General features: G+C 64.6%; 22 protein-coding genes and 1 tRNA gene. 9 read left to right on the forward strand and 14 right to left on the reverse strand.

Features of this window, described 5'->3' with window-relative positions:
• Positions 1–24: 24 nt before the first annotated feature.
• Positions 25–1,308, reverse strand: coding sequence for an anthranilate synthase component I family protein (locus ACTU6U_RS12005; RefSeq protein WP_443469342.1), 1,284 nt, complete (start codon positions 1,306–1,308; stop codon positions 25–27).
• A 32-nt stretch (positions 1,309–1,340) separates the two neighbouring features.
• Here ACTU6U_RS12005 and ACTU6U_RS12010 point away from each other — a divergent pair, with 32 nt between their 5' ends.
• The 3 genes from ACTU6U_RS12010 to ACTU6U_RS12020 are packed head-to-tail and all read left to right on the forward strand — an operon-like array spanning position 1,341 to position 3,926.
• Entirely contained in the window at positions 1,341–2,018 is a 678-nt protein-coding gene (locus ACTU6U_RS12010) for a DedA family protein (RefSeq protein ID WP_443469343.1), read from the forward strand.
• Positions 2,019–2,022: 4 nt separating this feature from the next.
• Positions 2,023–3,051, forward strand: coding sequence for an App1 family protein phosphatidate phosphatase (locus tag ACTU6U_RS12015; RefSeq protein ID WP_443469344.1), 1,029 nt, complete (start codon positions 2,023–2,025; stop codon positions 3,049–3,051).
• Between the two features lie 11 nt (positions 3,052–3,062).
• Positions 3,063–3,926, forward strand: coding sequence for a 3-methyladenine DNA glycosylase (locus tag ACTU6U_RS12020; RefSeq protein WP_443469345.1), 864 nt, complete (start codon positions 3,063–3,065; stop codon positions 3,924–3,926).
• Here the strand turns inward: ACTU6U_RS12020 and ACTU6U_RS12025 are convergent.
• Entirely contained in the window at positions 3,916–4,572 is a 657-nt protein-coding gene (locus ACTU6U_RS12025) for an SDR family oxidoreductase (RefSeq protein ID WP_443469346.1), read from the reverse strand. The genes ACTU6U_RS12020 and ACTU6U_RS12025 overlap by 11 nt on opposite strands.
• An 18-nt stretch (positions 4,573–4,590) precedes the next feature.
• Positions 4,591–5,655, reverse strand: a complete 1,065-nt coding sequence (locus ACTU6U_RS12030) for an NAD(P)-binding domain-containing protein (protein ID WP_443469347.1) — start codon at positions 5,653–5,655, stop codon at positions 4,591–4,593.
• A gap of 127 nt (positions 5,656–5,782) precedes the next feature.
• Between ACTU6U_RS12030 and ACTU6U_RS12035 the strand changes: the two genes are divergently transcribed.
• The 5 genes from ACTU6U_RS12035 to ACTU6U_RS12055 all read left to right on the forward strand — a co-directional run bounded on the left by ACTU6U_RS12035 (position 5,783) and on the right by ACTU6U_RS12055 (position 9,617).
• Positions 5,783–5,858, forward strand: a tRNA-Ala gene (locus tag ACTU6U_RS12035).
• Between the two features lie 98 nt (positions 5,859–5,956).
• Positions 5,957–7,099, forward strand: a complete 1,143-nt coding sequence (locus tag ACTU6U_RS12040) for a calcium:cation antiporter (protein ID WP_443469348.1) — start codon at positions 5,957–5,959, stop codon at positions 7,097–7,099.
• Between the two features lie 251 nt (positions 7,100–7,350).
• Positions 7,351–9,042: a sodium:solute symporter family protein gene (locus tag ACTU6U_RS12045; RefSeq protein ID WP_443469349.1), complete on the forward strand. Its 1,692-nt coding sequence runs from the start codon at positions 7,351–7,353 to the stop codon at positions 9,040–9,042.
• Positions 9,039–9,173, forward strand: a complete 135-nt coding sequence (locus ACTU6U_RS12050) for a putative transporter small subunit (RefSeq protein WP_443469350.1) — start codon at positions 9,039–9,041, stop codon at positions 9,171–9,173. The genes ACTU6U_RS12045 and ACTU6U_RS12050 overlap by 4 nt, the downstream gene beginning before the upstream one ends.
• 96 nt (positions 9,174–9,269) lie before the next feature.
• Complete coding sequence (locus tag ACTU6U_RS12055) at positions 9,270–9,617, forward strand: cupin domain-containing protein (RefSeq protein WP_443469351.1); 348 nt, start codon at positions 9,270–9,272, stop codon at positions 9,615–9,617.
• Positions 9,618–9,623: 6 nt separating this feature from the next.
• Here the strand turns inward: ACTU6U_RS12055 and ACTU6U_RS12060 are convergent, their stop codons facing one another.
• The 10 genes from ACTU6U_RS12060 to rplU all read right to left on the reverse strand — a co-directional run bounded on the left by ACTU6U_RS12060 (position 9,624) and on the right by rplU (position 16,975).
• Entirely contained in the window at positions 9,624–10,313 is a 690-nt protein-coding gene (locus ACTU6U_RS12060) for an SDR family oxidoreductase (RefSeq protein ID WP_443469352.1), read from the reverse strand.
• Between the two features lies 1 nt (position 10,314).
• A complete protein-coding gene (rsfS, locus tag ACTU6U_RS12065) occupies positions 10,315–10,695 on the reverse strand; it encodes a ribosome silencing factor (protein WP_443469353.1) in 381 nt (126 codons plus the stop codon).
• Positions 10,692–11,819 carry a hypothetical protein gene (locus tag ACTU6U_RS12070; RefSeq protein WP_443469354.1) on the reverse strand — a complete coding sequence of 376 codons (1,128 nt, stop codon included), beginning with the start codon at positions 11,817–11,819 and terminating at the stop codon, positions 10,692–10,694. Before ACTU6U_RS12070 ends, rsfS begins: the two co-directional genes overlap by 4 nt.
• Positions 11,816–12,418, reverse strand: a complete 603-nt coding sequence (nadD, locus tag ACTU6U_RS12075; RefSeq protein WP_443469355.1) for a nicotinate-nucleotide adenylyltransferase — start codon at positions 12,416–12,418, stop codon at positions 11,816–11,818. Before nadD ends, ACTU6U_RS12070 begins: the two co-directional genes overlap by 4 nt.
• A 5-nt stretch (positions 12,419–12,423) precedes the next feature.
• Positions 12,424–12,645 carry a hypothetical protein gene (locus tag ACTU6U_RS12080; protein ID WP_443469356.1) on the reverse strand — a complete coding sequence of 74 codons (222 nt, stop codon included), beginning with the start codon at positions 12,643–12,645 and terminating at the stop codon, positions 12,424–12,426.
• 52 nt (positions 12,646–12,697) lie between these two features.
• The gene (locus ACTU6U_RS12085) at positions 12,698–13,951 is read right to left on the reverse strand and encodes a glutamate-5-semialdehyde dehydrogenase (protein WP_443469357.1); all 1,254 of its coding nucleotides are present in this window, start codon (positions 13,949–13,951) and stop codon (positions 12,698–12,700) included.
• 9 nt (positions 13,952–13,960) lie between these two features.
• Positions 13,961–14,770: a glutamate 5-kinase gene (proB, locus tag ACTU6U_RS12090; RefSeq protein WP_443469358.1), complete on the reverse strand. Its 810-nt coding sequence runs from the start codon at positions 14,768–14,770 to the stop codon at positions 13,961–13,963.
• Positions 14,767–16,278, reverse strand: coding sequence for a GTPase ObgE (obgE, locus tag ACTU6U_RS12095; protein ID WP_443469359.1), 1,512 nt, complete (start codon positions 16,276–16,278; stop codon positions 14,767–14,769). The genes proB and obgE overlap by 4 nt, the downstream gene beginning before the upstream one ends.
• A gap of 112 nt (positions 16,279–16,390) precedes the next feature.
• Positions 16,391–16,648, reverse strand: coding sequence for a 50S ribosomal protein L27 (gene rpmA / locus ACTU6U_RS12100; protein WP_147039363.1), 258 nt, complete (start codon positions 16,646–16,648; stop codon positions 16,391–16,393).
• An 18-nt stretch (positions 16,649–16,666) separates the two neighbouring features.
• Complete coding sequence (rplU, locus tag ACTU6U_RS12105; RefSeq protein ID WP_443469360.1) at positions 16,667–16,975, reverse strand: 50S ribosomal protein L21; 309 nt, start codon at positions 16,973–16,975, stop codon at positions 16,667–16,669.
• Between the two features lie 215 nt (positions 16,976–17,190).
• Between rplU and ACTU6U_RS12110 the strand changes: the two genes are divergently transcribed.
• The gene (locus ACTU6U_RS12110; RefSeq protein ID WP_443469361.1) at positions 17,191–17,460 is read left to right on the forward strand and encodes a DUF4031 domain-containing protein; all 270 of its coding nucleotides are present in this window, start codon (positions 17,191–17,193) and stop codon (positions 17,458–17,460) included.
• Here ACTU6U_RS12110 and ACTU6U_RS12115 read toward each other — a convergent pair.
• Positions 17,422–19,704: an Rne/Rng family ribonuclease gene (locus ACTU6U_RS12115; protein WP_443469362.1), complete on the reverse strand. Its 2,283-nt coding sequence runs from the start codon at positions 19,702–19,704 to the stop codon at positions 17,422–17,424. The genes ACTU6U_RS12110 and ACTU6U_RS12115 overlap by 39 nt on opposite strands.
• Positions 19,705–19,712: the final 8 nt, after the last annotated feature.

Here is a 19,712-nt window from a genome sequence, read left to right on the forward strand (position 1 = left end):
GTCAAGAAGTTCCAGGATATCGGATCAGTCGCCACGCCACTCTTCAGGAAGCTCGGCGCCGAGAGCCGCCAATGGCGCCCTCGCCTTGGTCGCCACTTCATCGACCTCATCGGCAGCGATCGACCCCCAGGTGATCCCTCCACCCGCGCCGATGACAGCACTGTGCTCACTTATGACGATGCTGCGGATCACCATCGCCAGATCGATCGCACCATCCGCGCCGATATAGCCGAAGCATCCGCTGTAGACGCCGCGCGGGCGACCTGCCTCGAGCTCGTGCAGCAGTGTCATCGCAGACAGTTTCGGTGCCCCGGTCATGCTCCCTGCTGGGAAGACAGCATCCCACAGCCTCTGCACGGTCAGTCCTGCCTTCGGCACACCGCTCACTGTGCTCACGAGCTGGTGCACGGCGGGATAGGACTCCACCTCCCACAGTCCCTCGACCCGGATCGATGAGGGTTCGCATATCTGCGAGAGGTCGTTGCGCATGAGATCGACGATCATGACATTCTCAGCGCGCTCTTTGGCGCTTGCGAGGAGCTCGGCGGCCAGGGCGGTGTCCGACTCCTCATCTGTCCCGCGCGGGCGGGTGCCCTTGATCGGACGAGTGCGGATGCGTCCACCGGACGCGTGCAGAAAGGTCTCGGGGCTCGCGCTGAGCAGAGCCCTGTCACCGATTCGGATGAATCCGCCGTGATGCGCCGGAGTGACCTCACGCAGACGCAGGTAGGTCTCAATGGGATCGTGAGCTCCTGTGACGCTGAATCGCGTCGTCAAGCACAGTTGGTAAGCGTCCCCCGCACGAATCGCGTCACGGCAGCGCTCGATCAGCGACGCGTACTCGACCGGAGTGTGGCGGGCTGCAGCGAAGTGACGCGGCGCCGCCACCGGATGCCTCGGTGTCGCTGTGTCGCTCGTGACCAGCGGCTCGCCGAGTTCCCAGACGGCGCCGGTCGCGTGGTTCACAGCTGTCGCCGCGCTCACCCGCAACCATGCAGCGCCGCCCTCGGAAAGGCCCGTCGGCGCGCCCGCTGCGGCGGCGCCTGATTCGTAGTCGAGCCAGCCGATCCAGCCTCCGCGGAACGGGGGCAGATCATCCGCCTCCCCCGAATCAACATCGATTCGCACGCTCCCCGGCCCCTCAGCATCCGGTTGGCCGATACCGAGGATGCTCCACCCTTCGGTGGCTCCCGCGCCAGCATCCAACCAGAAGACGTCGGCGCTGTCCGCTGCCAGAGAAGCGAACACGAGCGCAAGATCCGCACTCGTTTCCACGCGGCGGGCGGCGAGCAGGAGATCGTGAGGCACGATCTCAGCGTAAGGTGCGTATCCTCATGTGGGTGGACGACTTCCTGCTCTGGCTTCTGGATGCCGTGCAGGCCGTTGATCCCATTGCCCGCACACTCATCGCCGGTCTCGCGGTGATGCTGGAGACCAGCATCCTCATCGGGCTGATCGTCCCCGGCGACACGATCGTGATCATCGCATCGATGGGAGTCGACGGCCCCGTCGAGGCCATCGCGCTCGCGATCGCGGTTGTCATCGGCGCACTCATAGGCGAAAGCATCGGCTTCTGGCTCGGTCGATGGCTCGGCCCACGCATCCAGCGCTCCTGGATCGGGCACAAGATCGGCGAGAAGAACTGGACGCGCGCAGAGATCTACCTGCAGCGGCGCGGTGGGCTCGCCATCTTTCTCTCTCGGTTCCTCCCGGTGCTGCACTCCCTCGTCCCGCTCACTGTCGGCATGAGCGAGTACTCCTACCGCCGTTTTCTCGCCTGGACTGCACCCGCGTGCGTGCTGTGGGCCGTCGCATACGTGAGCATCGCTTCGCTCGCAGCCGGCGGATTCCGCGAACTCGTCGACCGCGTGCACTTCGCGGGATATCTCTTCGTCGGCGTGATCGTGCTCTTCGTTCTGGTGCTCTTCTTCGCCAAGAAGATCCTGCAGAAATGGGAAGCTCGCCACATGCGCCCCCCGGGACCAGACGAGAGCACGCCGCGCGACATGAAAGACTGAGTGGATGTCTGAAGACAGTCCCCCCAAGACCAGAATCCACTGGTTCGCGCGCCTGGAGCGTCGAGTGCATGCGTGGCGCGAAAGCCGCGCACGCCGTCGTGGACGCACCGCGACTGTTCTTCCATTCGCCGGCTACGGCGGCACCGGATGGACCCGTGTGCTCGGCCGAGTGCTGATCGTCCCCCCACGCCGACGCGGGGCGGATGGACAGTACGGCTCAGTGCGGGGATGGCGCAGTTTCGTCGGAATCCCGGTGGGCTCCGCCCGAGTGAGCATCACGATCGCCGGGCGCACACACGAAGTGGTCGCCGACCGTGGCGGGGTGGTCGATGTCGTGCTCGAAGCTGACCTCGCCCCGGGGTGGCAGAGCTTCACCATGGTGGTCGAGGGTCAGGAGCCCGTCGAGGGCACGACGTTCATCGTCGGCGATGATGTCAAGGTCGGCGTTGTCTCCGATATCGACGACACGGTGATGGTGACGGCTCTCCCCCGCCCGTTCATCGCGGCGTGGAACTCCTTCGTCGTCGATGAGCACGCCCGGATCCCCGTTCCCGGCATGGCAGTCCTGCTCGAGCAACTCATGCGTCAGCATCCGGGTTCCCCCATGATCTACCTGTCCACCGGAGCATGGAACGTCGCTCCCACCCTCAGTCGTTTCATGAGCCGCCACCTGTTCCCTCGGGGCTCGATGCTGCTCACCGACTGGGGCCCGACGCACGACCGCTGGTTCCGCAGCGGTCGTGACCACAAGCTCAGCAATCTGCGCCGGCTCGCCGAAGAGTTCCCGAACGTGAGATGGCTGTTGATCGGCGATGACGGCCAGCACGATGAGGCGATCTACACCGAGTTCATGGCCGAACATCCTGACTCGGTCACCGGCGTCGCCATCCGTCAGCTCTCCACCGCCGAGGCGATGCTCGCCGGTGGACGCGCGGCAGCCGACGATCACTCGGCGGATTCCGCGCCCTGGGTTGCTGCGTCCGATGGCGCTGGCCTCCGTGAGAAGCTCACGGCCGTGGGCATTCTGCACTGACTGCACGACGAATGATCTCGCTCGGACGTGAAACCTGGACAGCGCGCGAGCGCGCCCACCAGCAGCGCGCCGATGCTCTCACCGCCGCGCACCGCGAGCGTGCGTCACGGGGCGAAAAGCATCCGGTCTGGGATTTTCTGTTCACCTACTACTCGCATTCGCCTTCGCAGCTGCGACGCTGGCATCCCGGCGCGGGTGTCCAGATCGAGGATGCCCCAGAGCGCGAAGAATGGCGCTGGTATGCGCAAGGTTCTGCCTCCGGATCAGTCATTCCCAACGCTGCGGCATTCGCGAACGAGAAGTCGGCGCTCGCGGACCTCATCGAACGCATCCTGCGCCGTACGGCCGCGCGCCCCGGACAGTTCGGATGCTTCGGACTCCACGAATGGGCAATGGTCTACCGCGAGGATGAGCACCGTCACTCCGCTCCCCTGCGCCTGGGGCAGGCCGAGACGGATGCTGTTGTAGAGGCACACGATCTTCGTTGCACGCACTTCGACGCGTTCCGCTTCTTCACGCCCAATGCGGTGCCGCGCAACCGACTGCCGCTCACCCGTGCCGACCAGCCCGCGCACGAACAGCCTGGTTGCCTTCACGCGGGTATGGACCTGTACAAGTGGGCGATGAAGCTCGGTCCGCTCGTTCCGGGAGAACTGCTGCTCGACACGTTCGAGCTCGCGCGCGACATTCGTCTGCTCGATATGGAGGCGGCACCGTACGACCTGTCGGACTGGGGTGTGATCCCGGTGCCGATCGAGACCGCAGAGGGCAAAGCCGAGTACGTGCGTCGTCAGCGTGAGTTCGCCGAACGCGGCAATGTGCTGCGTCGTCGTCTGCTCAGCGCTTGGCGCGGAGCCGACGGCATCAGCGCTTGAGTGCGTCGGCAATCGGCTCGGCTGATTCTGCCGTGCCATTGCCAAATCGGATCGTGCGTCCGATCGTCAGGGGCTGTTGCAGCGTCGCCGCGATGACCGCGGCGACATCGGCGCGTGCGACCTTGCTGCGGTCGGGTGCGTCGAGCTCGATGCGACCGGTCGGGTCGTCGAAGGTGAGCGCGCCGGGGGCGAGTATCGTCGCTCTGAGGTCCGTGCTGCGCAGGTGCTCATCTGCCGCCCACTTCGCATCCGCGTACGGGAAGAACGAGTCTTGCTCTGGAACGCCGTGGTCTGCGGTCGATCCGAACCAGGACACCATGACGTAGCGGTCGACGCCCGCTGCAGACGCGGCATCCATCGATCTGATCGCGGTGTCGCGATCAACGGCGTATGTGCGCTTCGGGTCCCCTCCTCCGGCTCCCGCCGACCAGACAACGGCGTCATGCCCGCGGACGAGGTCGGAGATCGCCCCCGTGTCGAGCTGTTCGAGGTCAGCGACGAGTGCGGCTGCCCCGGTGCCCTCGACGTCACCGACGTGGGCGGGGTTGCGGATGACCGACGTGACCTCGTCTCCGCGGGCGACCAGGAGTGGAGCAAGGAGCAGAGCGATGCGACCGTGGCCGCCGAAGACGATGACGCGAGACATGGCTCCAGGCTAACCGTGTCAGCTGCTCATGGCACGACTCTGTGACAGCGCGTTCTGTACGCCCTTGGCCGCTGTGCGTCCCGCGCGGTTCGCGCCGATGGTGCTGGCAGACGGTCCGTAACCGACGAGTTGGATGCGCGGGTCCTTCACCGCGGTCGTTCCGCGGCCGCGACGATCGAGCTGGATGCCACCGGCCTCGGTGCGCAGGCGCAGCGGTGCCAGGTGACCGATAGCGGGGCGGAAGCCGGTCGCCCAGAGGATCACATCCACGCGTTCGAACGAGCCGTCAGCCCAGCGCACACCGTCAGGTTCAATGCTCTGGAACATCGGTCGGCGATCGTCGTACGCACCGAGCCGTTCGGCCTCCCGCTCCTGCTCACGAAGCATCAGTCCTGTGACGCCCACGACACTCTGCGGCGGCAGGCCCTGTGCGACGCGCTGCTCGACGAGTGCGACAGCCGCGGCCCCGGCTTCCGGAGTGAAATCGTCGACACGCCAGACCGGTTCCCGGCGAGTGACCCACAGCGTATCGGTGATGGGAGCCAGCGCGCCGAGGAACTGCACCGCTGATGCACCTCCGCCGACGATCAGCACGCGCTTGCCACGGAAGTGGTCCGGGCCCGGATAGTCGATCGTGTGCAGCTGTTCGCCGAGGAACGTCTCCATGCCCGGGTAGTGCGGAAGGAACGGCTGCGTCCACGTTCCGGTGGCGTTCACGACAGTGCGCGTGCGCCACTCTCGCTCACCCGCATGCACGACGAGGATGCCGTCGTCATCGGTGACGCGATCCACATGGACCGGCCGGAGGATCGGAAGCTCGTAGTCGCGTTCGTAATCGGCGAAGGATGCCGGTACCGCAAGATTTGCGCGCTGCGCATCACGTGCGGGGGCTTCTGCTCCTGGGAGCTCAGCGACGCCGTGCACGTCCCTCATGGTGAGCGCATCCCACCGATGCTGCCACGCACCGCCAGGCGCGTGGTTCGCATCGAGCACAAGGTGATCGATACCCAGACGCGTGAGGTGGAAGGACGTTGAGAGGCCTGCCTGGCCTGCACCGATGACGATGCTCTCTCTGGGTTCCATATCTGTGACAACGCGCGCCTCGACGGGACTGTTCCCGCAGACCCGCCCGGCTTCATGGCGATTCGCGCCCACTGCGTAGGGTGTTGTATTCTTTTCGAGTTGCCCCATTGAACCGGGGAAGCAAGATGGGCCTGTGGCGCAGCTGGTAGCGCACCTGCATGGCATGCAGGGGGTCAGGGGTTCGAGTCCCCTCAGGTCCACCAAGAATCCCGTGAGAGATCGCGGGATTTCTTCGTATGCTGTGAGGGACGACCCTCGACGGAGGACTCAGATGGGGACGGCCCCGCACGGAGTCCCGTCCATGAGAAATCTCACCCGGTTCATCACCGTATCCGACCTCGTCCGGATCGCTGTCGGCTGGGGTGCCTTCGGCGCTCTGCTGTTGGCTGGTCCCCTGCTCCGCCCGCCGGCGCCAGCGCCATTGCTCGTCGTCGCACTCGTGATCATCGTCGCAGTGATCCTCGTGTGCGCTTTCGGTGTCGTCACACAGGCTGAGGCACTCGCTCGCCGCCTCGGCGACCCCTACGGTTCGCTCGTACTCACTCTGTCGATCGTGATGATCGAGGTTGTCCTGATCTCCGCCGTCATGCTCGGACCAGGCGAACACACCACGATCGCGCGCGACTCCGTCATGGCCGTGTCGATGATCATCCTGAATCTGGTCGTCGGTCTGGCCCTGCTGCTCGGTGGCATCCGTTATCGCCGCATGGCGCACAACCGCACCGGCACGTCCGCATATCTCGGGATGCTGATCGCCCTGATCGCCCTTGCCTTCGGCCTTCCCGCAGTCATCGGGGATGGCGGCGCGTTCACCATCGCTCAGGCCATCCCTGTCGTCGCTATGACAGTCGTGCTCTACGGATTCTTCCTGTACCGGCAGATGGGTGTGCAGGCAGGCGACTTCACGGAAGTCGATCGCGCGCTCACTCCTACGACCGCAACAACGTCTGAAGCCGGCGCCGACAGCATCCGTGACGTCTTGCGCGAGCACCGCACCGAGATCCTCACCCGGCTCGTCCTGCTCATCACCACTGCGGTTCCGATCGTGCTGCTGTCGCACGACATGGCCACTCTCCTCGACGACGGCCTTGGACGACTCGGCGCGCCGCCCGCGCTGGCCGGCGTGCTCATCGCGGCGATCGTCTTCCTCCCTGAATCCATCACCGCAATTCGCGCAGCACTTGGTCGTGAGATGCAGCGTGTCATCAACCTCTGCCACGGCGCACTCGTCTCCACCGTCGGCCTGACGATTCCCGCTGTTCTCCTCATCGGGATGGCGACAGAACAGAGAGTCGTCCTCGCCGAAACTCCCGCGAATCTCCTCCTGCTCGCAGTCACGCTGCTGCTCTCGGTCGCCACTTTCACCTCAAAGCAGGTGAACTCGATGCACGGCGCCGCACACCTCGCACTTTTCGCTGCCTACACGATCGTGCTCTTTGCGTGAAGAGGCACTCGCCGGGAGTTTGCTGAGACTTTGCTATGGTGGAAAGGATGTTCATGCGTGCATGGGCAGGGGGCGCATTGTGCGCTCTCACGCGACGCGCGCCTGACTGCGCGCAACTGCGATCATTCGAATCCCGCTGAGGATGCGTCGATATTCGGCGTGCCCGAAATACGGAAGCGCTGAAAGGAGCCGCACCCCGGGCCACTCGTCCGTGCGCCACCGCGCGTCTCAGTGGCCCAGGTTCGTTCGCTATGCAAGAACTCCAGACACTCTCCGGCCCCATCGTCATATTCCTCATGCTGCTGTTCTTCGGCGGCAGCCTCTACATGTCAATCCGAATCTCCCGCAAGCGAGAGAACGCCGACGGCTACATGACCGGCGGCGGCAAGATCGGGTTCGGCATCTCCGCCGCGTCCATGACCGCCACGTGGATCTGGGCATCGTCCATGTACGCATCCGCCACGTCGGGCTATACCTACGGCATCTCGGGCCCCATCCACTACGGGCTCTGGGGTGCCCTGATGATCCTGCTCATCTACCCCTTCGGTCGCCGTATCCGCAAAGTCGCCCCCAAAGCGCACACGATCGCCGAAGTCATGTTCGCGCGGCACGGACGCTCCAGCCAGCTCATGCTCGCGGGCTCCAACGTTCTCGGCAGCGTCATCAGCCTGACCTCGAACCTGATCGCCGGTGGCGCGCTGATCGCGATGCTGTCGCCGTTCACCTTCACCCAGGGAATCGTCGCGATCGCCATCGGCGTGCTCGCTTACACACTGTGGTCCGGCTTCCGCGCTTCGGTGCTCACCGACTTCGCGCAGGTCATCGCGATGCTCGGAGCCGTCGCCATCATCGTTCCGGTGATCTTCTTCGCCGCCGGTGGACCCGCGCTCTTCGTCGAGGGGGCGAAGAACCTCACCCCGCAGCAGGGTGATTTCTTCTCCTCTGACGCGTTCTTCAACCAGGGCGCGCCGTACATCGCCGCCGTCCTCGCCTACGCAATCGGCAACCAGACCATCGCCCAACGGTTGTTCGCGGTGCGTGAGGACCTCATCAAGAAGACGTTCATCACCGCCACGGTCGGCTACGGAGCAACCATCATCGGCATCGGAATGCTGGGCGTCATCGCCCTGTACGCCGGCATCTCGCCGTTGAGCGGAGACATCAACAACCTCATTCCGCAGATGGCGGCCACATATCTGCCACCGATTCTGATCTGCCTGTTCTTCGTCATGATCATCGGCTCGCTCTCTTCGACAGCGGATGCCGACATGACGGCGCTCTCATCGATCATGATGGCCGACATCTACGGTCAGAACATCGCGGGCAAGAAGAACGCCAACCCGAAGACGATGCTGCTGGTCGGTCGACTCACGATGGTCGGGGCTACTGTGGCCGGGCTCTGCTTCGCCTCGATGCAGTTCAACATCCTCGACCTGCTCGTGTTCGTCGGCGCTCTCTGGGGTGCACTGGTCTTCCCAGTGATCTCGAGCTTCTACTGGAACCGCGTCACCAACGCAGCGTTCACCGCCGCGGTGATCGCAGGTCTTGCCGCTTTCCTCCCGGTCCGCTTCGAATGGGTCGACCTCACAGGAGGGCTCGGCATCGTCAGCGATGTGTTCTCGGTCGTCGGGATCGGCGTTGTGCTCGGCCTCATGGCATTCGGATTCTTCGGTCTGCGGGTCGCCGTCATCGTCGGAAGCATCGCGACAGTGGTATCAGCCCCCTTCGGGATCGGATTCCTGCACACGTACCCGGTGTTGTCCGGATCGCTCATCGCTTACGCGGTCAGCACGATCGTCTGTGTGGCCATCACGATGATGAACACGACGAAACGGTTCGATTTCGACCTGATCAAGAAGCGCACCGGTGACTTCGACACGGCTGAGACGGAGATCGTCGCGGATGCCTCGACCACCGACGCATACGCAGGAAAGGACGCATGATGGAAACGCTGCTGCTGACCGCCTACGTGCTGGTATGGCCGATCATCGTCATCGGTACACTCACCATGATCATCCGAGCCTTCGTCAAGGACGCTCGTGAAGCGAAACGAGAGGGACGTCAGATCATCTGAGCTCTCGTTCCGCGAGGGGCGGTGGCTGGCACGACCAGCCACCGCCCCTTCTCGTTCGGTGCGAAGATGAAGGAGATGCCGACGGAGGAGAAGGTCATGACCGAAGCGCCACTGACTCACACGAACCTTGCTGAGCTCCAAGAGAACCTTCTTGAGAAGGCACGCGGATCATCCGCGCGTCGCGCAGCCACGACGATCTACGGCGGACATGATGCGGTGCTCCGACAGACTGTGGTGGCGTTACTCGGCGATGCAGAGCTTCCCGAGCACGAAAGCCCTCCCGAGGCGACGCTGCAGGTACTGAGCGGTCATCTGCGGCTCACCGGTCAGGGGCGATCATGGGAACTCGGTGAAGGCGATATCATCCCGATCCCGCCGGAGCGTCACGCCGTCCTCGCACGCGAAGACAGCGTGTTCCTGCTGACGGTGCGCCGCTCGGTCTGAGCTGGTTCAGACGCCAGGCCGCACGGACAGATCGGTGATCTGTGCGTCACGTGGCAGGTCGAGCGCGGTGAGGATGCTGGTGGCGACGGACTCAGGATCGATGAAGCGCGCGGGGTCATACTCCGCACCCTCCTGCTGGTGCACACGTTCCTGCATCGGGGTCGCTGTGCGCCCTGGGTAGACCGACGTCACACGCACACTGTTCTGGGCCTCTTCTTCGCGCAGCGAATCGGCCAGTGCTTTGAGGCCGTGCTTGGATGCCGCGTACGCGCTCCATGCGGCATGTGCACGCAGACCTGCGCCAGAGTTCACGAACAGCACCTGTCCGCGTGACACGCGCAACAAGGGCAGCAGCAGCCTGGTGAGCTCGGCCGGCGCCATCAGGTTCACCGCGAGTTGACGTTCCCACACAGAGGGCGACAGATCTGACACGAGCCCTAGGTCGACAACGCCCGCCACATGGATGAGAGAGTCGATGCGCCTTGGCAGCTGCTGCTTCGACAACGCCCACGACAGGCGCCCTGGCTCTGCCAGATCGCCTACAAGTGTCGAAGCCCCCGGGAAGCGCTCGGCGAGAGTGCGAGCACGACCAGCATCCCGCGCCATGAGCACAAGATCATCACCGCGCTCGAGCAGACGCCGCGCGAGTGCCGCACCGATGCCGGATCCGGCGCCGGTGAGCAGATGCGTGGTCATCTCAGACGCGCTCAGCGGCATCGGAGAGCTCGAACGGAACGACAGGGCAGTCCTTCCAGAGCCGCTCCAGGCCGTAGTAGACGCGCTCTTCGCCGTGGAAGACGTGCACGACCAGATCACCGAAATCGAGCAGCACCCACCGCGCCTCGGCGCGACCTTCACGGCGCACGCGCTTGTGACCCGCTTCGAGGAGCTTGTCTTCGATCTCGTCGGCGATCGCGGCGACGTTGCGCTCGCTGTTTCCTGTGACGATGAGGAAGATGTCGACGAGCGGAAGCGGCTCCGACACGTTCAACGCGACGAGGTCTTCCCCGCCCTTGGACACCGCGGCATCGGCCGCGATCTTCAGCATGGCTTCAGCGGTCTGAGGTGATTGCATCATCCGAACACATTCGTGGTGAAGGCGACGACCAGCGCAACGGCGAGAGCAAGCGCGAGCCCGCCCGCCGTGATCGCCAATGTCAGCATGAGTTTGTTGCCCTTTTCGGGCGCCGGGGGTCGGATGACCTCACCGGCAGGCTTGAGCGTGCTGATCGCGGAGCTTGCCGCGATCGGCGTGGGAGAAGATGCCGGCGGCAGCTCTTTGTCGATGAGAGTCGCATCGATTTCCTTGCCGTCAGCAGCACCGTGAGCATGCCCGTGCGAACCGAGCCCCTGCGGGAGTTCATAACTGCCCGTGATCAGCAGCTCGCCCGTCGACGCCACCGGACCAGAGAGCGAGCTCGCCCCCGGGTGCGTGAAGATCAGGGTGTTGGGCGCACGATTCGAACCGCCGGAGTCCGAGGTGATGAGCTCGTCGAAGGACGGGCTGAATGAAGGAACATCGCCCTTGCCGGCCTTCTCTTCGAAGAGCTCCTTGCCGAACGTCGGGCTGACGACAGGACGCTCGCCGGTGATGACGGCATCAGCAACGGGGAGCTCATCGCCCTCACCGATGTCGTCCTGCTCTGCGTCTTCCTCTTCAGCTTCTTCTTCACTGACACCGAACACAGTGCTGAAATCGTCAGATTCTGCGTCGACATCAGCTTCGAATGCCGTCTCTTCGTCCGCCGCGGCATCCGACTCTTCTTCAACATCATCCGCGGAAGCGGACTCATCCGCAGAAGCATCAACAGGCTTCGCAGACACCGGCGCGAACGACGGGATCTCCGAGACCAGCTCGTTCTCGTTCTCGCTCTCGTCCGGCTCCTGAACCTCTGGCGTCTCGTTCTGCTCTTCCGGCTGGATCACCGGTACAGACGCGGTGCGAATGCGCTCCTGCGCCCTGGCCTGGCGCCGCGTCAGCGGAGTGGAGTGTGTATCGACCTGAGCGGCATCGACGGGCGCGGGCGGCACCTCGACGGGCGCGGCAGGTTTCGGCACCGGTACGGCAGGTGTCGGTCGAGCTTTCTTCGCGGCAGCCGCTGCCTCTTCTTCACCGATCACCGGCGTAGCGCCCGTGAGACGGATCTCCCGCAGCTGTTTGCGGGTCAGCGGCTGATCGCCCTGCTGATCCCTTGTGCTCATGCCTTGCTCCGATACAGATGATGCTTTGCGATGTACTGAACGACTCCGTCGGGAACGAGGTACCAGACCGGCTGATCCTCATTCACTCGCTCACGGCACGCGGTCGAGGAGATCGAGAGGGCCGGAACCTCCAGCTGGCTGACGTTCTCACTCGGAAGCCCATCAGTGCTCAGAACATGTCCTGGGCGTGATACCGCGACAAAATGAGCCAGTTCCCACAGTTCATCATGGTCCCTCCAACTGAGAATTTGCGCTACGGCATCTGCTCCCGTGATGAAGAACAGCTCAGCGTCGGGACGCGCGGTCTTGAGTTCACGGAGTGTGTCGATCGTGTAGGTCGGGCCTTCACGGTTGATATCGACCCGACTCACCGTGAACTGCGGGTTGGATGCCGTGGCGATCACGGTCATCAGATACCGGTGCTCGCTCGGGGAGACGTTCGACTTCTGCCAGGGGTGCCCCGTGGGGACGAACACAACCTCATCGAGGTCGAAGGAGTGCGCGACTTCGCTCGCCGCGACCAGGTGCCCGTGGTGGATCGGATCGAACGTCCCGCCCATCACTCCGATTCGGGGGGCACGCGTGGTCGGTATCTCCATGCGCCTCAGTGGTGCCCTGCGCCGTGGCCGTCAGCGCCGTGTTGCTGCGCCCAGGCTTCAGCCTTGGCGGAGTGGCGATTCGCGACGTGGCGGTACGAGAAAGTAGCGAGTCCGAGAACCGCGAACAGGGCCGCAGCGATGAGCCCGAAGATGACCGTTTCCAGCGCCACGTTTCCGTGGTGCTCGGTTTCTGCTGCTGCCATCGCAATCTGTGCGACGAGGTTCATCCTGACTCCGTTTCGTGACCGGGTGCGAGAAGACGCTCCCTCATCCTATCGCTCACCCGCGGGTCTGACCTGACCCACGCGCGAGCCACTTCGTGCTGGTGAGCTCAGAAAGCCCCATCGGGCCTCGAGCATGCAGTTTCTGCGTGGAGATGCCGACCTCTGCACCGAAGCCGAATTCGGCCCCATCAGTGAACCGGGTCGATGAGTTCACCATGACGACGGCGGAATCGACCTCGGCGAGGAAGCGCTCGGCGTTGCGGGTATCAGTGGTGATGATCGACTCGGTGTGACCGGTGCTGTAGGTGCGGATATGCGCCAGTGCGTCATCGAGCGTGTCGACGACCTTCATCGCGATGTCGAGGCTGAGGTACTCGGTGGACCAGTCCTCTTCTGTTGCGGGAATGACATTGCTCACGAGACCCATGACGGTGTCATCACCGTGCACGGCAACTCCTTCGCTCTGCAGAGCACTGGCGACGAGCGGCACGAGGCGCGGCGCGGCCTGGCGCAGCACCAACACGGTCTCGACGGCGTTGCAGACGCTCGGCCGCTGCACCTTGGCATTGACGAGGATCTCCTGGGACCAGTCATCCGGCGCTGTCTCATCGAGCACGATGTGCACGTTCCCCGCCCCGGTCTCGATCACCGGCACGGTCGACTCAGTGACGACGGTCTCGATGAGCGCCGCACTGCCTCGGGGAACGAGCACGTCGACGAACCCTCGCCCCTGCATGAGAGCCTTTGCTCCAGCACGCCCGAAGTCGTCGACCGTCTGAATGACCTCCGGAGTGATTCCCGCACGTTCGAGCGCCCCGCGCATGACGTCGACGAGCACGGCGTTCGACTCGCGTGCTGCGCTTCCTCCTCGCAGCACGCTGGCATTTCCGGAACGCAGAGCGAGGGCCGCGATATCAACAGTCACGTTCGGACGAGCTTCATAGATCGCCCCCACAACGCCGAAGGGCACGCGCACCTGCTCGAGCGCCACTCCGTTCGGCATGCGATGGCCCGCAATGACCTGACCGACAGGATCCGGAAGGGCTGCGATCTCGCGCACTGCTGATGCCAGCGAAACCACCCGCTTCTCGTCAAGGCGAAGCCTGTCGATCAGCGCGTCGCCGATGCCGTCGCGCCGCCCGTTCTCGATATCGCGCGCGTTGGCCTCAATGATCGCCGCCGCACTGTCTTCGAGCGCATGCGCGATGCCTTCGAGCGCCTGGACCTTCTCATCGCTCGTCAGGCGCGCGCTCACGCGCGAAGCCTCCTTGGCGCGTGCGAGACGGTCCTGCGGCGTGTCGGTGGTCATGCCCTCAGCTTACGAGACCGGAACATCCTCAGAGGCCGATGTTGCAGGCGCGAACCACGTACCGATCTCGGCCCCGCTCAGGGCGCGCTCGACCAGGTCTGCGCTCGTCACGAGAACCCCGATGCCGGATGCCGCGGCCAGACGTGCGGCGGAAACCTTCGTCGCCGCTCCCCCTGTGCCGACGCTGTTGACGACTGTGGCGCCGAACTCGAGACCTGCGAGCTCATCGTCAGCCGCGATGACGTCGATCGCCTGGGCGCCTGGCTCCGTCGGTGGCTTCGTGTAAAGGCTCTCGACGTCGCTGAGGAGCACGAGTGCGTCAGCATGCACGAGCTGTGCGACGAGGGCCGCGAGACGATCGTTGTCGCCGAAGCGGATCTCCTGCGTGGCGACAGTGTCATTCTCGTTGACGATGGGCATAACGCGAAGCGACAGTAGCCGTTCCATGGCGCGCTGAGCGTTGCTGCGCGATGTCTGGGTCTCAAGATCTGCCGTGGTCAGAAGCACCTGGCCGGCGACGATCCGGAAGGGCCGCAGAGCCTCCTGGTACCGGTAGACGAGCACAGTCTGTCCGACGGCTGCTGAGGCCTGCTGCGTCGCCAGGTCGTTGGGCCTGGCGTCGAGGTCGAGAAACGGGATGCCGGTCGCGATCGCACCGGAAGACACGAGCACGATCTCGCATCCACGCGCGTGCGCCTCTGCGAGTGCGTGCACGATCATCGGGATTCTCCACGATGACGTCCCACTGATCGACGACGAGCCGACCTTGACCACAATGCGTGATGCAGTCGCCAGATCAGCTCTGGCGCGCGCTGTCACGCGTCGTCTCCGTCCAGGTCCTGTCCGGCCGTTGCCCGACGCTTCTCGTCCTGATCCGCACGGTATGCGGCGCGGGAATCCATCCGCTCGTAATACTGCTCACGGCGCTCGCCGGTCGTACGGCGCGAGTTCGGAGCCAGGCGCGGGTCGGTGCCGCGAGGAGCAGTCATGAGCTCAGCAGCCGAGCGCATGGACGGCTCCCAATCGAAGATCAGACCGTCGCCCTCGCCGATGACGACGGTTGCCCCAGGGGTCGCACCAAGGCGGAAGAGCTCGTCCTCGATGCCGAGGCGCTCCAGACGGTCAGCGAGATATCCGACAGCTTCTTCATTCTGGAAGTCGGTCTGCTGAACCCAGCGCACGGGCTTTTCTCCGAGGATGCGGTAGAACGTGCCGTACGACCCGCCATCGACGCGGATGCTAAAAGGCTTGCGGGAGCCGCGGGGACGAATGACGACCCGCTCGGCAGGGGCCTCGACGGCCAGCTCGGCCCTGTGCTTGTCGACGATCTCGCCCAGCGCGAAGGTCAGCGGGCGCAGTCCCTCGCGGGCAACGGTGGAGATCTCGAAGACGCGGAATCCACGTGCTTCCAGTTCTGGGCGCACGAGGTCGGCGAGATCCCGCGCCTCGGGCACGTCGATCTTGTTCAGCGCCACGAGCTGCGGACGCTCGAGCAGAGGCGTCTGGCCCTCGGGCACTGTGTACGCCCCGAGCTCGGCGAGAATGACGTCGAGATCGGAGATCGGGTCGCGGTTCGGTTCGAGCGTTGCGCAGTCGAGGACGTGCAGGAGTGCGGAGCAACGTTCGACGTGGCGCAAGAACTCCAGTCCGAGACCGCGTCCTTCGCTCGCGCCTTCGATGAGCCCCGGCACGTCGGCGACGGTATAGCGGAAGTCACCGGCCTGGACGACGCCCAGGTTCGGATGCAGCGTCGTGAAGGGGTAATCCGCGATCTTCGGGCGTGCTGCTGAGATCGCCGCAATGAGACTGGATTTTCCGGCCGACGGATAGCCGACGAGAGCGACATCGGCGACGGTCTTCAGCTCGAGGACGACGTCGCCCTCGTAGCCGGGCGTTCCGAGCAGAGCGAAGCCGGGCGCCTTGCGCTTGGGGCTCGACAGCGCCGCGTTGCCGAGGCCGCCTCGACCACCCTCTGCGACGACGAACCGCTCGCCAGGAATGACCATGTCGATGAGGACTTCACCATCGGGGTTCTTCACGACGGTGCCGACGGGCACGAGAAGCTCGAGCGGCTCCCCTGCATAGCCCGAGCGGTGGTCGCCCATACCGAATCCGCCGTTGCCCGACGAGCGATGCGGCGAGTGGTGATACGAGAGGAGCGTGCCGGTCTGCGTGTCTGCGACCAGGATGATGTCGCCCCCGTCGCCGCCGTTGCCCCCGTCAGGACCGCCGAGCGGCTTGAATTTCTCGCGGTGAACGGAGACACAGCCGTTGCCGCCCTTGCCGGCGCGCAGATGCAGCGTCACCGTGTCGACGAACGTGACCATGTCGTGTCCTCAGATTCTCTTGCCTACTGGCCCCTGAGCATGTCGAGGGCCCCTGGATACGCAGACGGGGCGAGCCGAAGCCCGCCCCGTCCGGATGTCTGCTGCGCTGCGATTACTGCGCAGCGGCGACGATGTTGACGACCTTGCGGCCGCCCTTTGCGCCGAATTCGACAGCGCCCGCTTCGAGAGCGAACAGCGTGTCGTCGCCACCACGGCCGACGTTCACGCCGGGGTGGAAGTGAGTGCCGCGCTGACGGACGATGATCTCGCCTGCGCTGACCTGCTGGCCACCGAAACGCTTGACGCCAAGTCGCTGAGCGTTGGAATCACGACCGTTGCGGGTGGAGCTTGCGCCCTTCTTATGTGCCATGTCCTATGCCTCTTCTGCTTACTTGATGCCGGTGATCTTGACGCGCGTGAGCTCCTGGCGGTGGCCCTGACGCTTCTTGTAGCCGGTCTTGTTCTTGTACTTCTGGATGATGATCTTCGGGCCGCGGAGGTTGCGAATGACCTCGGCGGTGACCTTGACCTTCGCCAGCTTGTCGGCGTCGGTGGTCACCGTGGTGCCGTCAACGAGGAGCACTGCGGGAAGTTCGATCTTCTCGCCCTCAGCCGCCTGCACACGATCGAGCTGAACGATCGTGCCGACCTCGACCTTCTCCTGTCGCCCACCGGCGCGCACTACTGCGTAAACCACTTGATACCTGTTTCGTTGGGGAGCGGAAAGCTCCGGAAATCTCACGGGAAGACTTTGCCTGCGTTCGTCGCAGGTCTGACGGGTACGAGCACAAGGCTGCAGCACATCGACCTCGACGGACGATTCAGCTCACGCACCAAGGGACCACTTTACCGGATGGAACGCACTCTCGCAAAGCGAGCCCCGTCCGTGTCGCCCCAGCTTAGGATCACGGAGTGAGCATACTGATCGACGATGCCATCTGGCCCGCACACGGACGCCTCTGGGCGCATCTCGTCAGCGACCGGAGTCTCGAAGAGCTGCATACTTTCGCGCGCCGCAACCAGCTGCCGCAGCGATCCTTCGACCGCGATCACTATGACGTGCCCGAAGACGCCGTCCCGCGATTGATCGCGGCCGGCGCAGAGCATGTCGGCGGCAAAGAGCTGGTGCGCCGTCTGATCGGCTCAGGACTCCGAATCCCCGCTCGCGACCGTCGTTGGTGAGGCGTTCACAGTCACTGGAGTGCCTGTCAGTGCGGCCGTCGTCACCCGACGTCGACGTCCCTGCCCCGGAGCCTTAGGCTCTGGCAGCGCATCGAGTACCGAGTCCAGCAGCTGCTGAGTTTCGGTCTTCGGTGCGCCGTTCTTCTCCGAACCGCGCTTGCGACGCGGCTTCTTCGCGCGCTCCTGCGGTGCAACCTCTTCTGCCGCGGCAGCTGTGTCCAGCTCGACAACCACTTCGGCCGTCGGCGCGAGGGTGGACGCCGCGATCTGCGCAAGAGCCGACTTCGCGCCCTCGGGGATGCTGTGTGCGACGGGTGCGGCAGGCTGCGAGCCCTGGTTCTGCTGCGCGTTGCCGCCACGCTGGCGACGGTTCCCCGACTGTGAGCCCTGGGAGTTCGAGCGGTGCTTGACCACCGGATCGTGGTGAACGACGACGCCACGGCCGGCGCAGACCTCACACGCTTCGCTGAACGTCTCGAGCAGGCCGAGGCCGAGCTTCTTACGCGTCATCTGCACGAGGCCGAGCGAGGTGACCTCAGCGACCTGGTGCTTCGTGCGGTCACGGCTCAAGCACTCGATGAGTCGGCGCAGCACGAGGTCACGGTTGGACTCGAGCACCATGTCGATGAAGTCGACGACGATGATGCCGCCGATGTCGCGCAGGCGAAGCTGGCGCACGATCTCTTCGGCAGCCTCGAGGTTGTTCTTCGTGACAGTCTCTTCGAGGTTTCCGCCAGAGCCGACGAACTTGCCCGTGTTCACGTCGACGACGGTCATCGCCTCAGTGCGGTCGATGACCAGCGAACCACCAGAGGGCAGCCACACCTTGCGGTCGAGTGCCTTCTCGATCTGCTCGGTGATGCGGAAGGCATCGAAGGGATCGGTCTCGTCCTCGTAGGGTTCGACGCGCTCCAGGAGGTCGGGAGCCACGCTCTCCAGGTAGGAGCGGATGGTCTGCTGCGATTCTTCGCCCTGGATGAGCATCTTCGTGAAGTCTTCGTTGAAGACGTCACGGACGATCTTGACGAGAAGGTCAGGCTCGGCGTGCAGCAGCGCGGGCGCCTGCTGGCTCTCGACCTGCTTCTGAATGTGCTCCCACTGTGAGGTGAGGCGCTGAACATCGCGCGTCAGCTGGTCCTCGGTTGCTCCCTCGGCCGCGGTGCGCACGATGACGCCGCTGGACTCGGGCAGAACCTCTTTGAGGATGCGCTTCAGACGTGCGCGCTCGTTGTCGGGAAGCTTGCGGCTGATGCCGTTCATCGAACCGCCGGGAACATACACGAGGTAGCGACCGGGCAGCGAGATCTGGCTGGTCAGGCGTGCGCCCTTGTGCCCGATGGGGTCCTTGGTGACCTGCACGAGCACACGATCGCCGGGCTTCAGCGCGAGTTCGATGCGACGTGGCTGGTTACCGGTCTCGACGCCGTCCCAGTCGACCTCGCCGGAGTACAGCACGGCGTTGCGGCCGCGGCCGATGTCGACGAAGGCCGCCTCCATGCTCGGCAGCACGTTCTGGACGCGACCGAGGTAGACGTTGCCGATCAGCGAAGCATCCTGGTTGCGAGCGACGTAGTGCTCGACCAGCACCGCATCCTCGAGAACGCCGATCTGCGTGCGGCCGTTCTTCGACCGGACGACCATCTTGCGGTCGACCGACTCGCGGCGCGCGAGGAATTCTGCCTCGGTCACCACAGGGCGGCGGCGGCCAGCGTCGCGTCCGTCACGGCGGCGCTGCTTCTTCGCCTCGAGCCGCGTAGATCCCTTGATCGCCTTCGGCTCGGTGATGTACTCGACAGCCCGCTGACGCTGACGCGGTTCATCGCGCTGCTCGTCACCCTCGCTGCCACCACGGCGACGACGACCGCGACGGCCGGAAGGCGCATCGTCCTGATCGCTGTCTCGATCGTGATCGTGATCGCGGTCACGATCACGTCCTGGACGAGCCGGCAGCGCTGCGATCTCGGGTGCGTAGAAGTGCAGCTGGGTGGACACCCGCGAGACGAACACCTCAGGAATGAGGCCGAGCGTTACTGCGGTGACCGGCTCCGGCTTCGCCGGCACGGCCGGCTTCGCAGGCTCAGCAGCCTTCACGGGCTCGTCAGGCATGGCGGGCTCTTCGATCACCTCTGCCACTGCTTCGACAACCAGCTGCGAGGCCGCGTCGGTTGATACGTCAAGCGCTACCGGAGTCGCTTCTTCCGCATCGAGGGTAGGGGTGTTGTTGTCATTCGTCTCATCGGCCATCTCTGGCG

Origin of the sequence: Microbacterium zouquanmingi (genome assembly GCF_052266695.1) — a bacterium.
In the GTDB taxonomy this organism is placed as follows: Bacteria; Actinomycetota; Actinomycetes; order Actinomycetales; family Microbacteriaceae; genus Microbacterium.